Source organism: Streptomyces sp. NPDC004266 (assembly GCF_042874095.1).
Classification (GTDB): Bacteria; Actinomycetota; Actinomycetes; order Streptomycetales; family Streptomycetaceae; genus Streptomyces.
This window is the reverse complement of sequence record NZ_JBIAMM010000007.1, coordinates 224,188-242,979: the sequence shown is the minus strand read 5'-3', so window position 1 is coordinate 242,979 and position 18,792 is coordinate 224,188. Positions and strand designations below refer to the sequence as shown.

The 18,792-nt window shown below is 74.3% G+C and carries 11 protein-coding genes; 4 read left to right on the top strand and 7 right to left on the bottom strand.

The genetic code is table 11. The features are described 5' to 3' along the window. Window positions 1-4: 4 nt before the first annotated feature. Window positions 5-637, top strand: coding sequence for a DUF1345 domain-containing protein (locus ACFYUZ_RS19190; RefSeq protein WP_389310698.1), 633 nt, complete (start codon window positions 5-7; stop codon window positions 635-637). A gap of 44 nt (window positions 638-681) precedes the next feature. Here ACFYUZ_RS19190 and ACFYUZ_RS19185 read toward each other — a convergent pair whose 3' ends face one another. Together ACFYUZ_RS19185 and ACFYUZ_RS19180 are read right to left on the bottom strand one after the other, a co-directional pair. Beyond that, on the bottom strand, window positions 682-1,146 hold the full coding sequence (locus tag ACFYUZ_RS19185) for a GreA/GreB family elongation factor (RefSeq protein WP_389310696.1): 465 nt from the start codon (window positions 1,144-1,146) through the stop codon (window positions 682-684). A 101-nt stretch (window positions 1,147-1,247) separates the two neighbouring features. Further along, complete coding sequence (locus ACFYUZ_RS19180) at window positions 1,248-2,456, bottom strand: serine hydrolase domain-containing protein (RefSeq protein ID WP_389310694.1); 1,209 nt, start codon at window positions 2,454-2,456, stop codon at window positions 1,248-1,250. A gap of 199 nt (window positions 2,457-2,655) precedes the next feature. Here ACFYUZ_RS19180 and ACFYUZ_RS19175 point away from each other — a divergent pair, with 199 nt between their 5' ends. After that, window positions 2,656-3,306, top strand: a complete 651-nt coding sequence (locus ACFYUZ_RS19175; RefSeq protein WP_389310692.1) for a 1,4-alpha-glucan branching protein — start codon at window positions 2,656-2,658, stop codon at window positions 3,304-3,306. A gap of 7 nt (window positions 3,307-3,313) precedes the next feature. Here ACFYUZ_RS19175 and ACFYUZ_RS19170 read toward each other — a convergent pair whose 3' ends face one another. The 3 genes from ACFYUZ_RS19170 to ACFYUZ_RS19160 form a co-directional block, all read right to left on the bottom strand. Further along, window positions 3,314-4,387 carry a trypsin-like serine peptidase gene (locus ACFYUZ_RS19170; RefSeq protein ID WP_389310690.1) on the bottom strand — a complete coding sequence of 358 codons (1,074 nt, stop codon included), beginning with the start codon at window positions 4,385-4,387 and terminating at the stop codon, window positions 3,314-3,316. 6 nt (window positions 4,388-4,393) lie between these two features. Continuing rightward, window positions 4,394-9,766, bottom strand: a complete 5,373-nt coding sequence (locus ACFYUZ_RS19165; RefSeq protein ID WP_389310688.1) for a trypsin-like peptidase domain-containing protein — start codon at window positions 9,764-9,766, stop codon at window positions 4,394-4,396. 169 nt (window positions 9,767-9,935) lie between these two features. Beyond that, window positions 9,936-10,838, bottom strand: coding sequence for a DNA/RNA non-specific endonuclease (locus ACFYUZ_RS19160; protein WP_389310686.1), 903 nt, complete (start codon window positions 10,836-10,838; stop codon window positions 9,936-9,938). A 254-nt stretch (window positions 10,839-11,092) separates the two neighbouring features. Between ACFYUZ_RS19160 and ACFYUZ_RS19155 the strand changes: the two genes are divergently transcribed. Beyond that, complete coding sequence (locus ACFYUZ_RS19155; RefSeq protein WP_389310684.1) at window positions 11,093-11,902, top strand: caspase domain-containing protein; 810 nt, start codon at window positions 11,093-11,095, stop codon at window positions 11,900-11,902. Window positions 11,903-12,063: 161 nt separating this feature from the next. Beyond that, on the top strand, window positions 12,064-13,491 hold the full coding sequence (gene rox, locus ACFYUZ_RS19150) for a rifampin monooxygenase (protein WP_389310682.1): 1,428 nt from the start codon (window positions 12,064-12,066) through the stop codon (window positions 13,489-13,491). A 181-nt stretch (window positions 13,492-13,672) separates the two neighbouring features. Here rox and ACFYUZ_RS19145 read toward each other — a convergent pair whose 3' ends face one another. Further along, entirely contained in the window at window positions 13,673-16,696 is a 3,024-nt protein-coding gene (locus tag ACFYUZ_RS19145; protein ID WP_389310680.1) for an AAA family ATPase, read from the bottom strand. Window positions 16,697-16,923: 227 nt separating this feature from the next. Continuing rightward, complete coding sequence (locus ACFYUZ_RS19140; protein WP_389310678.1) at window positions 16,924-18,690, bottom strand: S8 family serine peptidase; 1,767 nt, start codon at window positions 18,688-18,690, stop codon at window positions 16,924-16,926. Between the last annotated feature and the right edge of the window lie 102 nt (window positions 18,691-18,792).

The following is an 18,792-nucleotide window of genomic DNA, read 5'->3' as shown; positions in this document are numbered from 1 at the left end:
GCCGATGGACCCGCGCCTCCTCGGCGCCGTGCCCCGGCTCGCCGTCTCGGCGCTCGCCGGGGCGGCGGCCGGCGCGGCCGTCGCCGTGACCGACACGCCGCTGGGCGTCCTCGCCGGCATCGCCACGGCCGAGACCCTCTTCGTCGTCAGCGGCTGGATCTCCCTGTGGCCCATGGACGCCGCCACGACCCACCGGAACGTCCGGCGCGAGGAGTTCCGGCCCGTCGTCGAGGAACTCCTCGTCGTCGCGACCTCCCTGGCCGGACTCGTCGCCATCGTCGTGCTGCTCCTGGTCGGCCACACGGCCCTGAGCCACGCGGCCGCCGCGACCGCGCTCTGCGGCGTCTTCATGGCCTGGGCGGCGCTCCACCTGACGTACGCCACCCGGTACGCGTACCTCTACTACGCCCTGAAGCCCGGCGGCGGGATCGACTTCAACTCCCCGGCCCCGCCGAAGTACAGCGACTTCCTGTACTTCAGCTTCAACCTCGGCATGACCTACCAGGTCTCCGACACGAACGTCTCCAGCCCCACGGTCCGGTCGGTCGTCCTGCGGCACTGTCTGCTGTCGTACGTCTTCGGGGCGAGCATCCTGGCCACCACCATCAACCTCGTCACCGGGATCGTCACGGGCTGACCGGCGCGGCCGTCGGCGACGCCGCCACGGCTCGCGCGGCGCCGTCAGCCGAGCGAGAGCACGACCGCGGTCGTCCGGCCCTCGGGCGTCTCGTACGTGACGGTGTCGCCGGCGCCGTGGCCGAGCAGGGCCCGGCCGAGCGGGCTGTCGGCGGTGACCAGGTTCGCGTCCAGGGCGTTCGCGAGCTCGCCGATCTGTACCGTCGACTCGGTGCCGTCCTCGAACCGCAAGGTCACGCTGCTGCCCACCCCGACCGCCTCGGAGGACGGGGGCGCCGCGACGGACCCCTCCCGGAGCCGCCCCTCGATCTCCCGGATGTCGCCGTCCAGTCGGTCGAGGTCGTCGGCGCGCTGCAGTTCGTCGGCCTGGTCGGCCCGGTCGCCGACCTCGTCGCCACCGCCGTCCCGCAGGGTGGCGGCGACGGCCTCGCGCTCGGTGCGCAGCTGGGCGAGCTCGCGTTCGAGCTCCTCGCGGGCGACGGCGCTGATGGGCTCGGGTCCACCGGTCATTGCTGCTCCCGACTCTGCGGCGGCACGGACGACCGCCGAGGGATCATTCAGGACGAAGAGGAGGTTAACAGGCGGGTGGTCGCGGGACGGGGGGACGCGCGTCAGCTTCCGCTCGGACTCGGCTTGGCTTCCGTGGCCGGGATGTCGAAGACGTGGTCCGGGGTCACGATCCGGGTGATGGCCTGGCCGAAGAGCGTGCTGGGCTCGTTGTTGTCGTGCAGGACGTCGGTGTTGAGGAGGACGACCAGCGTGGCCTTGGCCTCCGGAAGGTAGATCGTGAGCGATTCGTAGCCCGGCAGGGAGCCGTTGTGGCCGATCCAGCCCTGGACGTCGAAGATGCCGAGGCCGTAACCGGCGCCGGGGACGCCCGAGGGGTACGTCTTCAGCCGCTCGGCCTGTGTCCTCGGCGTCAGCAGGGTCCCGGTCGCGACCACCCGGGCCCAGGTGCGCAGGTCCTGGAGGTCGGAGATCATCGCACCGGCCGCCCAGCCCCAGGAGGGGTTCCAGTCGGTGGAGTCCTCCAGCTTCCCCGAGGCGGTCTGCACGGTGTAGCCGTGGGCGTGCGGGCTCGGGAACGCGGCGTCCGTCGGGAAGACCGTGTGGCGCAGCCCCGCCGGCTCGACCACGTTCTTCTGGACGAACTCGTGCAGGGGCGTCCCGCTGACCTTCTCCACCACGAGCCCCAGCAGGATCAGGTTCGTGTTGCAGTAGTCGAACTCGGCGCCCGGCTGGAACTGGACCGGGTGCTTGAAGGAGTAGGAGAGCAGCTCCTGCGGGGTGAAGGGGCGGTAGGGATCGGACGTGAGCGCCTTGTAGAAGCCCTCGTCCGCCGAGTAGTTGAAGAGGCCGCTGCGCATGGAGGCGAGGTTGCGCAGGGTGATCCTGTCGCCGTTCGGCACCCCGTCCACGTACTTCGAGATCGGGTCGTCCACGCTCACCTTGCCCTGGTCGACCAGTTCGAGCAGGGCGGTCACGGTGAACGTCTTGGTCTCGCTGCCGATCCGCATGTAGAGCCCGGGGTTCATGGGCTGCCCGGTGGCCTTGTCGGCGGTCCCGAAGGAGCGGATGTACGTGCCCTTGCCGGGCGCCGAGAGGCCGACGGTGACGCCCGGGACGCCCGTCTCCTTCATCACGTCCTGGACCGCCCGGTCCAGGCGGGCGGCGACGGCCGGGGTGAGCTGCGGGAAGCCCGCGTCCGCCGAGGGGGAGGGGGCCGCCGCCACGAGGGCGGCGGGGCCGGGCGGTTCCTCGGCGAAGGCCGCGCCCGCGCCGACGGGGACGACGAGGATCCCCAGGGCCGCGAACGTCACGCAGACGCGCCGGATTCGAGTGGGCGAGCACCTCACGGAGGGCCTCCTGCCGGCCGGGGACAACACTCCACCTCCAGGCTAGGACGGCGTGGACACGCCCGCATCGCGGCCCGTTCCCGTCTGTTAGGTTGCGGTTCTTTGCCACCAGGCTTCTACGCCCCGGGGTCCTCCGCCCCGGGCCCAGAGGGAGATGCGCACGATGGCCGTCATCCACCACACCACGATGCAGCCCACCAAGCTGGAACTGCTCGCCTCCTGGCTGCCCACCCGCGCCTGGTACGCCGGTGCGGCCGGGGAGCCGCGCCCGGCCAAGGCGGGCGGCTTCCGGCTGGACGACCCCGCCGGCGAGGTGGGCATCGAGTTCATGGCCGTCACCGACGGCACCGGGCCGGACGCGGTCGCCTACCTGGTCCCGATGACCTACCGGGGCGCGCCCCTGGAGGGCGCCGGGCACGCCCTCATCGGCACCTCCGAACACGGCGTCCTCGGCACGCGCTGGATCTACGACGGCGCCCACGACCCGGTGCTCGTCGCCCAGTTGTACGCCCTGCTCGCCGGCCGGGCCGAGGCGCAGCACCAGTCCGTCGACGACACGGTCGACCCCACCGTCGCCGCCTCGCTCGCCCCCGCCGGCACCGGCGCGGAGCTCGTACGGGTCACGGAAGGCCCCGACCACACCGACGTGGAGGTGCGGGAGACCGACACGGCCGCGCCGCTGACGCTCCGGCTCCGGCGCGTCCTGCGCCCCGGCGCGGACGGCGCCCCGGCCCGGGGCCGGGTCACGGCCGAGTGGCGCCTTCCCGACGGGACCGCCGCCCGCGGCACGTACGCCGTCGCGCTCGCCGGGTAGGGCCGGTTCAGACCCAGTTGACCTCCGCCTTCTCGAGCAGCGGGTCCTCCACCAGCTCCCAGAGCGGCACGGCGAAGTTGCCCGTGCGGTAGCGGCCGCCGAAGTGCAGCCCGAGGACCCGGTGGTCGGCGAGGTCGAACACCGGGGAGCCGCTGTTGCCGCCGAGCGTCGAGCAGTCGTGCTTCATCACCAGGCCGCCCGGCGTGAACTCGGTGGCCGCGCCCGGCTGGAGCCGCTTCACGTTGTAGACGTCCATGAAGATCCGGCGCATCGACTCGGGCTCGTTGCGCCGGCCGTCCCAGGCCGGGTAGCCGACCACGTACACCGGGCGGCCCGGCAGGCTCGCCGGCGCGTCCGCCGCGACCGCCAGCGGTGTCGGCAGGCCGTCCTCGGTCGCGGGCTCGACGCGGAGCAGGGCCATGTCGACGTCGGGGTGGATGCCGATGACGTCGGTGATCTCGTACGGCACCGAGGGCCCGGGCGGCTCGCCCTCGACGGGCAGCTCCTCCCCCGGGTCGACCCGCGCCGACATGCCGAACTCCAGCGTCCAGCGTTCGTCCTCCAGGCGGCTGAACTCCGCCGCCACGTGGCGGTTCGTCATCACCGTGCGCGGACCGACCAGGAACGCCGTGCCGATCCAGTCCAGGCTGGGATGCCCGGTGACCTCGACCCGGCCGACCCGCGCGAGCGACTCCCGGATCGCGGGCCGCTGCGGTTCGAGCACCGACCACTCGTCGTGCTGCGGGGCGAAGTCCTGGCGCTGGACCAGGATCGCGGGGCGGCCCTCCAGGAGGACGATCGCCTCCACCCCGAAGACCTCGCTCTCGTCGAGCTCGTCCTCGCGGTGCCCGGCCAGCTTCTCCAGACCGCTGACCCCCGCCTCCAGGACGCGGGCCCGCTCGTCACGGGCGAAGCGGGAGATCTCGGCCGCCGGCGCGGCGTCGGCGGGCAGTTCGAGCGCGGACTCGGCGATCTCCGCCTCCAGCTCCGCGCGCACCCGCGCGGCCACCTCCCGCAGATCACCGAAGATCCGCTCGGCACCGGTCGCCACCGGCGACACGCTTCGTGGTCCGTTCGGCATGGTCGCTCACCTCGGCTTCGCGTTCGCTTCCCCCCGGACGGGCCGCCCCGACTGGGCCGCCATGATCTCCTCGTGCAACTCGGGCCGGACATCCCGCAGATGGGCCAGGATGCCGCTCATCTGGGTGCCCACGTTCACGAACCGCGTCCGGGCGCCCTGGAACTCGACCTCGTCCACCTTCCGCGTCCCCCGGTGCAGCCCCACGACCGTCCAGTCGTCGAGGCAGACCGGGGAGCCGGAGGAACCGCCCCGGGTGTCGGTGAAGTACAGGAGGTCCTGCTCGTCCGCCCGGTAGACCAGGTTGTTGCGCAGCGCGACCCGCTTCGGGAGACCGCCCGGGTGCTGGATGATGTTGACCGGGACGCGCTGCCGCTCCCGGACGAGCAGCGGCCGGGTGGCGATCCGGAGCGTCGGCCGCTCCTCCTGGCCGCCGGAGAGCCGCACGATCGCGTAGTCGAGCGCCTCGTCCCAGGCCTCGAGCTCGCCGGCCGTCGCCTCCGGCGCGCCCGCCGCGTCCTCGACGAAGTCGAAGCGGGAGCGCGACATCAGCGCCTGGAGCCGCAGGTCCTCGTCGCTCACGTACGGCCGGACGCCCGACTCCCACGAACGGGCCATCACCACGTGGTGGTTGGTGATCAGCAGCCCGGGGGCGATCATCCAGCCGGTGCCGCCGTGCGGGTACGAGGGGAGGAGCGGCGCGCCCGACTCGTACGGCGGGATCCGCAGCAGCGCGACGGAGGAGCCGGCCCGGATGCCGCCGTGCAGGAACCCGTACGGCACCGTGTCGTCCTGGAGGACGATCTCCTCCTTCATCTCCCCGGGCATCATCTCCGCCGGGAGCTCCGCCTCGCCGGTGATCGCGTGGGCCACGGCGTCCAGGGCGCCCTGGAGCACGGCGCGCGGGCCCGGCTCGTGGGTCTGCTCGACCGCGTTGTGCAGCCAGATCTCCAGCGGCACCAGACCGTCGAGGAGCCGCTCCACCTGGTTCATCGCGTCGAGGTCGGCGTGCGTCTGCTCCCGGGGGTCCTCCAGCGGTTCGAGCGTGGCCGTGAAGTAGCCCGGGATGCCCTTGAGCAGCGTCGGGCGCAGGGCCCGGTCGGCGAGCCCCGCCTCCAGGGCGGCGTTGCGGACCCGGACCAGCTCCGCCTGCGGCAGGAACGGCACCTTCCGGAGCGCGGCCCCGGCGGCGTTCGGCGGCGGCCGGGTCCACAGGCCCGTGCCTCCCTGGCCGGGGCGCGGACCGGTGTGCCCCGGCAGGAGGCGCGCTCCGGTGCCCCGCTCGGCGCCGTGTCCGTCGACGGCCGCTCCGGGCGGGGGCGGCAGGGGAGCGCCGGCGCCGCCCGGGGCCGGGCCCGCGTCCATCGCCGAGGCCACCCCGAAGAGCAGGGATCCGCTGTCGTCCCGGAGCGTGAGCACCTGCCGGGCGACGCTGTCCAGGGTGCCGCGCCCCCGCGCCTCCCGCAGGGCCCGCTCGATGCCCTCCAGGTCCGGGCGGTCCTCGTCGAGGAAGGTCTCGGAGCCGGCGGCGGACTCCAGGACGCGGGTCAGCGGTCCGCGCAGGCCGGGCTCGTCGGTGAGGGTGGCGTCGATCCAGCGGGCCAGCTCGGTCACCACCGCCTCCTCGTCGGCCGGGAGCCCCACCAGCCGCAGCGTGTGCTCCAGGAGCCGGGGGTCCGCCCGGTACGCCGCGGCCGCGGCCGTACGGGCCAGGGAGGGCTGCCGGGCCAGGTCCGCGTCCGGCATCCCGCGCAGCGTCCGGGCCAGGCGCTCCTCCGCCGGGGCGGCGTCCACGTCCGCGAGCGCCGCGAGGCGCGACCGGGCCACCAGCACCCCCAGCGACTCGTAGCGCAGCCCGAGACCCGCGGCGACCTCCTCCGCCTCCTGGAGGTCACGGTCCGCCTCCGCGAAGTCGCCCGAGTCCTGGGCGAGCCGGGCCGACAGCTGGAGCAGTTCGAGCTGGGTCTCCGCGCACCCGGCCTCCTCCGCCCGGTCCACGGCCCGCTCGGCGCCCTCGCGGGCCTCCGCCGTCCGCCCCGAGCGGGCGAGCGTCTCGGCGAGCAGCGCGTGCAGCCTGCTGCACGGCGTCCACGGCCGCCGCTCCGAGAGCCGTTGTTCGGCGGCCTCCACGTACCCCTGGGTGAGCAGGTCCTCGACCTCGCGCGCCGCGATCCGCTCCCAGTCCTCCTGGTCGGCCTCGGTCATGATCTGGTCGGGCACGTGGCCGCCGATCCGGCCGAGGAGGAACGCCGCCGAGCGGTGCGCCATCTCCCGGTACGTCGAGCCGCCCAGGTAGGGCGCGACGCCCGGCTCCCAACGGTCCTCCACCGTGCGGGGGTTCTCGCCGAGCCGGAGCCGGTGGTAGATCTCCTCGGCGCGCTCCCGGGACCCCTCGCGGGCCGCGTAGTACGCGACGGCCCTCCGGTCCACCGCCCGCATCAGATCGGTCCGCGCCTTGTCCGACAGGCGCAGCATGATCGCCCGCAGATCGGTCCGGTGCCGGATGGCCTCCGGTCCCGCCGACTCCATCAGGTCCACCCGGGAGGTGAGCAGCCCGTAGAGCCTGCGGGCCTCCCCGCCGCTCTCCACCACGAGCCCCGCCGGCTTCGCCAGCACCTCCCGGATCAGGTCGGGGGTGATGAAGCGGAGGGCGAGTCCCGCCTGCACGAGGACCCGGACGTCGTCCTCCGCGATGTGCTTGAGCAGCCGGTCGTACAGCGTGCCCTGGATGAGCATCTGGTCGACCTGGCGGTCGAAGTAGCGGCGTCGGGAGGGCAGCCCGCGCAGCAGTTCGCCGAGCGCGGGGGAGTCCACGCCCAGGGCGACCGCCGTCCGCGCCGCGAGCTTGAGGCTCAGCGGATGGCCGCCGATGCGGTCGGCGAGGTCCTCGGCGAGCGGCTCGTCGGTCACCCCGGAGGACATCAGCAGGTCCACGGAGGCCTCGCGGTCCAGCTCGGTCAGCTCCATCGTGCGCGGGGTCAGGACCCGGGCCGGATGGTCGATCGGCGCGCGCCCGGAGACGATGAACCGGAGCCGGGAGTAGGCCGCCCGCAGGGCCGTCCAGACGGCCCACATGCGGGCGATGACGGGCGAGCCCCGGTACTGGGCCTCCTCGAAGGAGTCGACGACCACGACCAGCGGCGGCGGCGCCTCGCCCGGCTCGGGCCGGACGGCCTCGGCGACCAGGGACGCGACCCGGTGGGCGAGCTCCTGCTCGCGGGCGCTGGCCCGGGCGTGGAAGTCGGACGAGTAGTCGCGGCCGAGCGTCGCCCGGGTGCCGGCCAGCCGGTGGAGCTCGTCGAGCTCGTTGCGCTCGCCGCGCTGGAGCGACGCCGTCCGCTCGCACTCGTCGGCGAGCTCCTCGAAGGCCGCGCGGTGGGCCGGATGGTGGACGCCCAGCTGCCGGGCCATCTCGGCGAGCACGGTGGCGGGTTCGTGGATGGAGAGCGTCGGGCGCGCGAAGTCGATGTGGGCGAAGGGGAATCCGGCGGGGCCCGCGGCGGCGAGCGCGTCGATCAGGAACTTGGCGAGCAGGGTGCTCTTGCCGATGCCGCCGACGCCGTGCAGGAGGACGGGGGGCTCCGCCGGCTCCTCGGGCAGCGCGAGATAGGCGTGCAGGGCGTCGAGTTCGGCGGTGCGACCGTGGAAGGTCCCCCGCACGAGACGGCGCATCGGCTGGAGGAGCCGGGCCCGCTCCAGGCGGTGCTGCACCTCGTCGACCTCGGGCAGTCCGGTCACGCCCGGGACCCGGCTCAGCCAGAGCGTGGCCTGCAGCGCGTCGGAGAGCACCTCGACCTCGTCGTGGGAGTCGGTGCCCGGGTCCGCAGGCTCCGTCCCGGCCGGCTCCGTCCCCGCGGGCGGCAGGCCCGCGCCCGTCAGCAGGGCGAGGGCCGTCCGCTCCGGGCCGGGGCCCTCGGGCCGGAGGCCGATGTTGGCCCGCAGGGCGCGCAGGGCGGCGCCGGGGCCCGCGAGGCCGGCCAGCGCCGCGTCGCGGATCTCGGGCTTGAGCGTCCACGCGGTGGCGCCGGCCGCCGGCAGGGCCGTGCAGTCGTCGACGAGCTCCAGGGCGGCCCGCCCCGTGGCCCGCTCCTCGCCGGCGAGCCGGAGCCGCGCGGGGTCGAACTCCTGGAGCAGGCAGGCGGCCTCGCGGTAGGAGCTGCGCAGACCGGGCAGTGCGGCGGCGGGGGCGGCGAGACCGGTGCGCAGCGCGTCCCGCAGCACGTGACCGGCCTCGCCCGGCGGCGGTGACGTCGGCGGGAGCGCCCGGTGGAGCCGTACGACGTCCTCCACGGCCGTGCACAGCCGCCGCATGTAGCTGTCTTCCGTCGAGGGCGACTCGACGGCCCGCAGCACCTCGGCCACGGCCGTCTCCGTGAGCTCGTGGACGGTCTCCTCCTGTCCGGCGGGGGCGGCGTCGGCGAAGAACTCACGGAAGAACGACCGCAGATCGTTCTCGTCGGCGAGGCGCGTCGTGTCCCGGCACTCGTTCTTGCGGACCTCGTACGGGAGCTGGCGCATGGTCGGCGCGTACCCGAGCAGGACGAGGCGGGGCACGGTCTCGGCACGGACCGGGGTGTGCTCGTAGATCGCCCGCGCGAGGACGCCGATGCAGTCCCACACGTCCGAGTGCGGGTCGAGCCGGTCGCAGTCGTCGAGGACCAGCCAGAAGCCCTCCTCGGCGGCGGTCGCCCGGGCGACGATCCGGTGCGCGGCGTCCTCGAAGCAGGGCAGTGGATCGTTCAACCGTGTGGGGTCCAGCGGGACCCGGTCGCCCTGCGGGCCCGCCACGAAGGCCGAGAGCCGCTCCATCAGCCGCGCCGCCGTGGACGTCCGGGAGAGCGTGACCCGGACCGGACGGAAGTCGCAGTGCTGGCCGAGGTGGCGGATCAGCTCGTACGTGTAGGAGCGGCCGCTGTCCGGGGGCCCGTCGACGACGAACACCGTCTGCTCCGGGTCGGCCAGGAAGGCCCGGAGCTTCTCGCGCAGCTCGCCCCGGTCCAGGAACACCTCGGTGCCGTGCTTCAGGAGCGTGCTGTGGAAGGGGTCCCGGGGGGAACGGCGCAGCCGCTCGTCCTCCCGCAGCCGGGTCAGCAGGTTCCGGGCCTCGGCGCCCTGCTCGAAGCCGTGCGGATCGTCGATCGCGGCCAGCGCGTCGAGACCCGCGAGCACGGAGAGCAGCCGGCGCTGGTGGGCGATGTCCCGGCGGGCCGCCGCGACCACGAGCAGGGCGTTCCGGCCGGGGTCCGGGGTGAGCGGCAGGTCCTCGACGAAGTCGGCCGGAAGGCCCGCGCGCAGCAGCCGGCCCCGTGGCTCGGGGGTGTCGAGGAGATGGTCCCGTACCCAGCCGGCGACGAGCCCCCACTCGGTCTCCGTGAGCGGCATACCGCACCTGCCCGGCGCTCTCAGCGCAGCGCCGGTCGCTCCGGCGCCGGACCTGACGAGATCGGTCGTGACCGGTCGTGACCGGTCGAGGCCAGACGAACTGGCTGATCCCTCTCATCGTTTCACCGGGCGGGAAGGGCCGCAATCGCTGCTCGCGGCCCCGCCGGAGTCAGGGGTGCAGCACCATGTCCCCGTACGACTCCAGGCGCCGCCAGCGCTCCTCCGGGGCGCGGAAGACCGGCATCACGTCCACGTCCGGCAGCGGCCCGAACTCCAGCTCGGTGATCTCCGCGACGTCCGAGACGGGCACCTGGTACGTGCGGAACGGGCCCAGCGGCGGCGGCGCGCCGGCCGTCGCCCCCGCCAGGGCCCGCTCCGCGTCCCGGCTGAGGTCGGGGCTCTGGTCGAGGACGTACGCGGCGGCGGCGAGCGCCCCGTCCTGCATGAACGCGGCCACCTTCCAGAACCGCAGCGGCACCTGCAGGCCCCGGTACGGCGGGTCGGAGTCCTGGAGCACCGGGCCGGTGAGGACCGTCAGCTTCCGGTCGTACTCGGCGGCGTGGTCGAGCAGGTAGTTCTCCAGGCCCTGCCAGAGCTCCTTGCCCTGGTTGAAGACGTCCGCCTGGGGAGCGGCGTTGGTGAAGTGGAAGGTGTCCGTGTTGGCCAGGGCCGCCACGGCGGGGGCGCCCCAGACCGGATCGAGCCGGCGGACCAGATGGCCCCGGTCGAGGCTGTTGTTCCGGTAGATCTCGTTGCCGGCCTGCTGCTCCTCCGGCAGCCGGGGGTCGAACTCCCAGACGTCCTCCCGGGGCACGTCCTCCAGGAGGCTCCCGCCCTCGATGCAGACCGCGGTCGAGGCCGCGAGCCGCCGGTCGGGCCGGAAGACCACGGTGAAGTGGGTGTACGGCAGGATCACCGTCTCGACCGTGTCCCGGACCGGGAGCGCCAGCGGGACGACGGGGCCGAGGAAGGTCTCGTCGTAGCCGGTCCGGCCGGCGAGGGCGGCGCGGCGGGCGTCGGCTCCGGCGACGACGGGCGAAGCGGGAGGGGGCGGAGGGTCGGAAGGGTTCATACGATGTAAGTACCGCGTGGAGGGGTCGTCCTCGGCGCAGGGCCACAGGCCACTCGATCAGCCGCCCCGGCGGCACCGGGCCTCCGGCATCCCCGGCTCCCCGGCCCGCCCGGAGGCCCCGCCCCCGGCGTCCCCCTCGGCCCCGGCGTTCCCCGCCCCCGCGTTCCCGGTTCCCCGAGCTCCTGGTTCCCCCGCACTCCCCGCCCCGGCTCTCCCGCCCCGGCGACCCCCCGCTCCGCACGAGGAGGCACCCCATGGCCACCGGACTCTCCCTGCACGTCGGACTGAACCGCGTCGACCCCGCCCGATACGAGGGCTGGGACGGCACCCTGGTCGCCTGCGAGAACGACGCCCGCGACATGGCACGGCTGGCCAGGACCGCCGGCTTCGAGACCACCACCCTGCTCACCCCGGACGGCACGGTCGCCAACGTCACCTCCGTGCTCCGCGACGCCGCCGCCCGGCTGGTCCCCGGCGACATCCTGCTCTTCACCTACTCGGGCCACGGCGGCCAGGTCCCCGACGTCACGGGCCCCGACGACGAGCCCGACGCCCTCGACGAGACCCTCGTGTTCTACGACCGCCAGTTCCTCGACGACGAGGTCGCGCAGGCCTTCCGCGCCTTCGCCGACGACGTACGGATCGTCGCCCTCCTCGACTGCTGCCACAGCGGCAGCAGCATCGAACTCCCCGGCGGCGGACCGGACGACAGCACGGGCCGCTACATGCCGGAGCCGCGCCAGCGGCAGCTCTACGAGCGCGACCGGTCCTACCTCGAAGAGCTCCAGCGGACCCTGGCGAAGGACGCCTCCGCCGAGGGGACGGGCCACGACGCCCTTCTCGTCTCGGCCTGCCAGGACAACCAGGTCGCCGCCGACGGCGACGTCAACGGCGCCTTCACCGAGGCCCTGCTCCAGGTGTGGGACGGAGGCGCCTTCCGGGGCGACTACCGCACCTTCCACCGGCACATCCAGCGCCGGCTGCCCCCGACCCAGAGCCCGAACCTCCATCTGACCGGCACGCCGGACCCGGACTTCCTGAACCAGCGCCCCTTCACGGTCTGAGCGGCCGGGCGGCGAAGGGCCGGAAAACGCAGAAAGGCAAGGAGGGACGCCCTCTCCTTGCCACTCTCAAGGTATAGCGCACAGGGGGCCTTGCGGCAAGGCCCCCGTCGTGCCGCAGAATCTCCGTTCCGAGCAAGCGACTGTGGAAACGGGGATGACCGATGATCGACGTGATCGTGGTCGGCGGTGGACCGACCGGTCTGATGCTGGCGAGCGAACTGCGGCTGCACGACGTGCGGGTGGTCGTCCTGGAGAAGCTGGCCGAGCCGACCCGGGAGTCCCGCGGACAGGGCCTGCACGCGCGCAGCGTCGAGATGATGGACCAGCGGGGCCTTTTGGAACGGTTCGCCGCGGTCAGCGAGAGGTTCCAGGCCGGCGGCCTCTTCGGCGGCGTGATCAAGCCGTGGCCCGAGCGGCTCGACACGGCCCACCCGTACGGCCTCGCCACGCCGCAGCCGGTCAGCGAGCGGCTGCTGAACGAGCGCGCGCTCGAACTCGGCACGGAGATCCGGCGGGGCACCGAGGTGGTCGGCCTCGTTCAGGACGAGGACGGGGTGACCGTCGAGCTCGCGGACGGAACCGACCTGCGCGCCCGCTACGTCGCCGCGTGCGACGGGGGCCGCAGCACGGTGCGCAGGCTGCTCGGCGTCGGCTTCCCCGGCGAGCCCGCCACCGTCGAGACGCTCATCGGCGACATGGAGGTGACCGCGGACCCGGAGACCATCGCCGCCCTCACCGCGGAGGTCCAGAAGACCCAGCTGCGGTTCGGCCTCAAGCCCCTCGGGGACGGCGCATGCCGTGTCGTCGTGCCCGCCGACGGCGTGGCCGAGGACCGCACGACCCCGCCGACCCTCGACGACTTCAAGACCCGGCTGCGGGCCTTCGCCGGCACCGACTTCGGCGTGCACTCGCCCCGCTGGCTGTCCCGCTTCGGCGACGCCACCCGGCAGGCCGAGCGCTACCGGGTCGGCCGGGTGTTCCTGGCCGGCGACGCGGCGCACATCCACCCGCCGACCGGCGGCCAGGGCATGAACCTCGGCATCCAGGACGCCTTCAACCTCGGCTGGAAGCTGGCCGGCGCGGTCGCCGGCTGGGCACCGGAGGGGCTGCTCGACACGTACGAGGCCGAACGGCACCCCGTCGGCGCCCGCGTCGTGAAGAACACCCGCGCTCAGATGACCCTGCTCGGCAGTGACCCCGGGGCCACCGCGCTGCGGGAGCTGTTCTCGGAGCTGATGGACTTCGAGGAGGTCAACCGGTACGTGACCGGCATGATCACCGCCGTCGACGTCCGCTACGACCTCGGCGAGGGCCATGAACTCCTCGGCCGGCGGCTGCGGGACGTGGCGCTGAAGCGGGGGCGGCTGTACGAGCTGACGCACGGCGGCCGCGGACTGCTGCTCGACCAGACCGGCCGGCTCTCGGCGGAGGGCTGGGCGGACCGCGTCGACCACGTCGTCGACGTCAGCGAGGAACTGGACGCCCCCGCCGTGCTGCTGCGGCCGGACGGCCACGTCGTGTGGGTCGGCGAGGACCAGGAGGACCTCCGCGGCAGCCTGCGCGAGTGGTTCGGCGCCGCGAAGGCCTGAACCACGTGACGGCGCCGGGGGCGGATCCGGTCTCCCGGCCCCGCCCCGGGGCTTCGGCGCGGGCCCGTCGTGGGGCGGGCCGCGGTGGGGTGCGGGGTGGGGGTGCTCGGGGGTGGGGCCGGTCGTGCGGGGTGTGGGGCGCCGGGTGCCGGGGGCGGCGTACCGTCACCGCCCGGAGACGTCACGGGCGCAGGGCCGTCGCCAGCTGCGCGCGGGAGCGGACGTCGAGCTTCTGGTAGATGCGGGTCAGCCGCGCCTCCACCGTCTTCACGCTCAGGTACAGCTTCGCCGCCGCCTCCTGGTTGCTCGCCCCCTGGCCCACCAGCCGGGCCAGCCGCAGCTCCGCCTCCGTCAGCGACGAGAGCGCGGGCACCGACTCCTCGCCGCCGGCCCCGGGACCGGCGCCCTCGCCCGCCGGCGTCTCGCTCGCCAGGGCCAGCCACGGAGCCGCCCCGGCCCGCTCGAACACCGAGGCCGCCTCGTGCAGGGCCGTCTGCGCCGCCGACCGGCGCCGGCGACGGCGCTCGACCCGCGCCAGGGCGATCAGCGCGCGCCCCCGCTCCAACGGCAGCCCGGCCCGGCCGAAGCTCTCGGCCGTACGGGTGAGCAGCTCGGCCGCCTCGTCCGTACGCCCCTCCGCCGCCAGGCACAGCGCGTACGCCCGGTCGCAGCCCAGCAGGACCGTGGACCGGCCCAGACGCTCCGCCACCGGCCGCACCTCCGCCAGGAGCGCCAGGGCCTCGTCGGCCGCGTCCTGGGCGAGCAGCGCCTCGGCCAGCTCCTCGTGCCAGCGCAGCATCGAGGGGTCCACCGTCGACTGGGCGCGCTCGTCGGCCTGGACCCGCCGCAGCGTCTCCAGGGCGGTGGCGACGTCGCCGGTGATCAGCTGGACGCGGCCGAGCGCGTACCGGCTGCGGGAGAGGAAGACGCGGTCGCCCTCCTCCTCCGAGGCCTGCACGCTGCGGCGGGCATAGCTCGCGGCCCGCGCGAAGCTGCCGCCGGCCGTCTCCGCCAGCGCCAGCGTGTACCAGGCGGGGCCGGGGGAGAGGCCCGCCTCCAGGGTGAGCGCGAGCGACTGCCCCGCGTGCGAGAGCGCGGCCGCGCAGGCGCCCCGGCGGGACTCGATCGCGGCCAGCGTGGAGAACAGCTCGATCGTGTCCTCCACCGAGCCGCGCCGCTGGACCAGGGGCAGGAGCGCGTTCAGCTCGTCCCGGGCGTCGTTCAGCCGGTCGTCGAAGAGGGCGTGACGGATCGTCAGGATCTGGGCGGCGTTCCGGATGCCGAGCGGACGCTCGGCCCGCTCCAGACCACGGGCCTGCGCGAGCACGGCCTCGGCGTCCGGGGCCCCGAGGGCCCGCTCCATCCGCGCCTGCACGGTCAGGGCCTGCGCCGCGAGCCGGGGATCGCCCATCGAGGAGGCCAGCGCGGCCGATTCGACCGCCGCCGTCCGCGAGCGCTCCGGATCGCCGTCCGCCAGCACGTACTTGACGGCGAGCCGCAGCTGCACGGCGGCCCGCAGGGCGGTGTCCCCCTCGGAGTCCTCCATGGCGTGGACGTACATCTCGTCGAGCCCGGTGAGCCCCTGACCGGCCGTGTCGAGCACGGCGAGCCGCGCCCTGACCCGGTCGGACGGCCCCGCGTCCCGGGCGAGCAGATCGGTGGCGGCCCGCATCGCGAGGTCGGCGCGGGCGGCGCGGGCGGCCTCCTCGGCGGCGTCGACGAGCCGCGTGATCCGCCGCGTCCCGTGCCGGCCCGGGGTCGACTCGGCGGCGAGCATCGCCAGTTCGGCGGCGAGCGCGCTGTTCCCGCGCCGCCGGGCGACCTCGGCGGCGGCCGCGACCTCGGCGGCGAGCTCCTCGTCCGGCCGCTCGGTGGCCAGCGCCCGGTGCCGCACCGCCTCGACGGGGTCGTCCACGACCTCCGCGAGCGCCGCGTGCCCGGCGCTCCGCTCGGACCAACAGGCGTCGTGCACCAGGGTGGAGGGCAGCAGTCCGGCGGTGAACGTCACCGAGCCGTCCTCGGACAGCGACACCAGGTCGGCCCGCTCGGCGGCGGCGAGGTCCGCCTCCGCGCTGGGCCGCCCGGCCCGCCGCACCAGCGTGGCGGAGGGGCGCAGCGCGAGCGCCGCGAGCAGCAGGGTCTCGCGTACGGCGGGGGGCGCGGCGCCCAGGAGCTGACGGGCCAGGTCGCGGGCGCGTCCGGAGAGCGTCAGCGCCTCCGCGTGGTGCACCGGGGTCCGCGCGTCGGCGAGGGAGCGGCCGACGGCGAGCGCGAGGCGCGGATTGCCGCCGCTGGCGCGGTGGATGCGGCCGGCCATCCGGGAGGGCAGCCGGTGGTGGATGAGGAGTTCGGCGATCTCGTCGGCCTGCAGCGGCGGGACGCGCAGCACGTCCGCCTCGGACGGCACCCAGAGGTGCGCGGCGTGCGGGTCCTCGGGGCGGTGGCTCTCGCGGTACGGCTCATGGGTCTCGGCGTACGGCTCGGGGGTCTCCACCGCCACCACCCGCAGTGCGGGCGGCGCCAGGTGGAGGGCGAACCGGAGCAGGTCCGCGCTGTCCGCGTCGATGTGCTGCACCCCGTCGACGACGAGCAGGACGGGGCCGCGGCAGGTCAGGGCGCGCAGGATCCGGGCGATGCCGAGGCGCAGTGCGATCGGGTCCCAGCCGCCGGCGTCGATCGGCGCCTCGCGGCAGAGCATGGCGACGGCGGTGCGCTGGGGGCCCGGCAGCTGGTCGAAGACGCCGGAGGAGAAGATCCCGGAGTTCAGCACGCCGGAGGTGAGGATCCCGGAGGCGAGCGTGCCGGGGGAGAGGGGCCCGGCGGCGAGCGCGCCCGCGGCGGCCGGGTCGGCTCCGGGCGCGCCGGCCCCTCCGGCACCGTACGGCTCGGTGGCGTGGGCGTGCGGGCCGGGCGGTTCGGGGCGGCTGGTGCCGAGCCCCGGCCAGGTGACGGTCGCCGCCACCGAGGCCACGAGCGCCGCGGCCGCGGCCCCGGGTATCTCACGGTCCGACGGCAGCGTCGCGAGCCACAGCACGGTCTCGCCGCGCGCCTCCGCGCGGGCCGCCTCGGCGAGCGCCACCTCGGTCTTGCCGACACCGGCGGGGCCGGTGAGCAGGGCGCGGCCCCGGGTGTGGAGGGCGCGCTCCAGGCGGGTGAGGAGTTCCTCCCGGCCCACCGGGGCAGGGTTCTGCGGAGCTGTCGTCACTGTCCACCACCTCCGGCCCCTCGGGGTCCGGCCCATGGACCCCGTGCGCAGAGGATACGGAGCGGACCGGCACAGTCCAGGCCCCTTGTCCGGCATACGGACAGGGGGCCTGGCGTGGCCGCGCTCCCACAACGCCAGAACGCGCCAGTGGTGTAGACCACGGGCGCGTCGCTGACCAGCAATGATGCTGATGTGGGGGGTGGTTCAGAGGTGGTGCGGGCGGTGCGTCAGAAAGTGAGGCTCCACGAGTCGATGTAGCCGGTGTCACCCGAGGCCACATCGCGGACCTGGAGCTTCCAGGTGCCGTTGGCGACCTCGCTCGACGCGTCGACCGTGTAGGTGGTCTGGACGTTGTCGGCGCTGTCCGAGGAGGACGAGGTCTTCAGGTTGCGCACCGTGCCGTCGGGGGCGACCAGGTCGACGACCAGGTCACCGCGCCAGGTGTGCTTGATGTCCACGCCGACCTTGAGGGTGGCGGGGGCGTTGCCGGTGCGGCCGGTGACGGCGATCGAGGACGACACGGTGGTGTTGTCGGGGATCGCCACGTCCGTCGAGTTGGTGAAGACGGTGCCGGTCGGCGGGGTGGTGTTGAGGACCGAGTCCACGGCCTTCGCGGCGTCGGCGATGCCGGTGCCGCAGCCGCCGGTGCAGGTGCCGGGCAGCGGACGGGCGGTGTTCTTGATCGCGGACTCGATGTCGGCCGGGGTGAGCGTGCTCTTGGCCGACTTCAGCAGGGCGGCCAGACCGGCGATGTGCGGCGCGGCCATCGAGGTGCCCTGGTAGGGCTTGTACGTCTCGGTCGACTGGGTCGTCAGGCCCGAGTTCAGCGTGGAGTAGATCGCGTTCTCGGGGGTGGTGACGGTGCCGGGCGTGTCGGTGGCGTTGCGGGTCTCGCCGCCGGGTGCGGCCACGTCCACGATGGTGCCGTAGTTGGAGTAGTACGACCGGGCGCCCGCGCGGTTGGTCGAGGCGACGGTGATGACGCCGGAGCAGTTCGCGGGGGTGAAGCCGGAGGCGTTGGCGTTGCTGTTGCCCGCGGCGACGACGACCGTGGTGCCGCGCGAGACGGCGCCGTTGATCGCGGTCTGGTAGACGCTCGGGCAGGTGGAGCTCGCGCCGCCCAGGCTCATGTTGATGACCTTGGCCGGGTTCGGGTTGGCCGGGACGCCCGGCACGGTGCCGCCGGAGGCCCAGGTGATGGCGTCGGCGATGTCGGAGGACGAGCCGCCGCACTTGCCGAGCACGCGCACGGGCTGGATCTTCGCGTTGTACGCGATGCCCGCGATGCCCTTGGTGTTGTTCGTGACCGCGGCGATGGTGCCGGCCACGTGGGTGCCGTGCCAGGAGGAGTTGGAGGCCGTGGAGCCGGTGCCGCACTCGCCGGCGGTGGCGTTCCAGTCGCCCTCGTCCTTGGCGTCCGCGTCGCGGCCGTTGCCGTCGCGGGCGTCGGCGGAGGTCGAGATGAAGTCGTACCCGGCGATGACGTTGGACGCCAGGTCCGAGTGGGCCGCGTAGCCGGTGTCGATGACGGCGACGGTGACGCCGGAGCCGGTCGTCTTGTCCCAGGCGGTGGGAACGTTCATGCCGCCGGTGGGCTCGAAGAGGTCCCACTGCTTGGCGTAGTCGGTGTCGTCCGGGGTGACCGCCATCGCGTAGGCGCGGATGTCGGGCTCGACCGAGGCGACGGACGGGTCGGCGCGGAAGGCGGCCATGACCTCGTTCACGTCCTGCTTGGTCGCCTTGCCGCCCAGGTCCACCAGGGCGGCGCCGCCGGCGAGGCGGCGCTCGAAGGAGAGCTTCTCGCCCGTCTTCGCGGCCTTCTCGGCCGTGTCGCTCTTCGCGGCGGTGTTGGAACCGGCCTCGGCGGTCCGGCTCTTGTAGGTGACGATCACCTTCTCGACGGGGGCGTTGGGAAGCGCCCGCATCGTCTGCGAAGCCGGAACCGGCTTCGGGGTGGCAGCGACCGGGGTGGCGGCGAACGCCCCGGAAGTCATGGCAGCGGCACCGAGGATCGCGGCGCTCGCGACCACGGATATGACTCTCCGCCTGGAACCGTTCAAGGTGTGGCCCTTTCGAGTACGACGTAACTGCGGAGC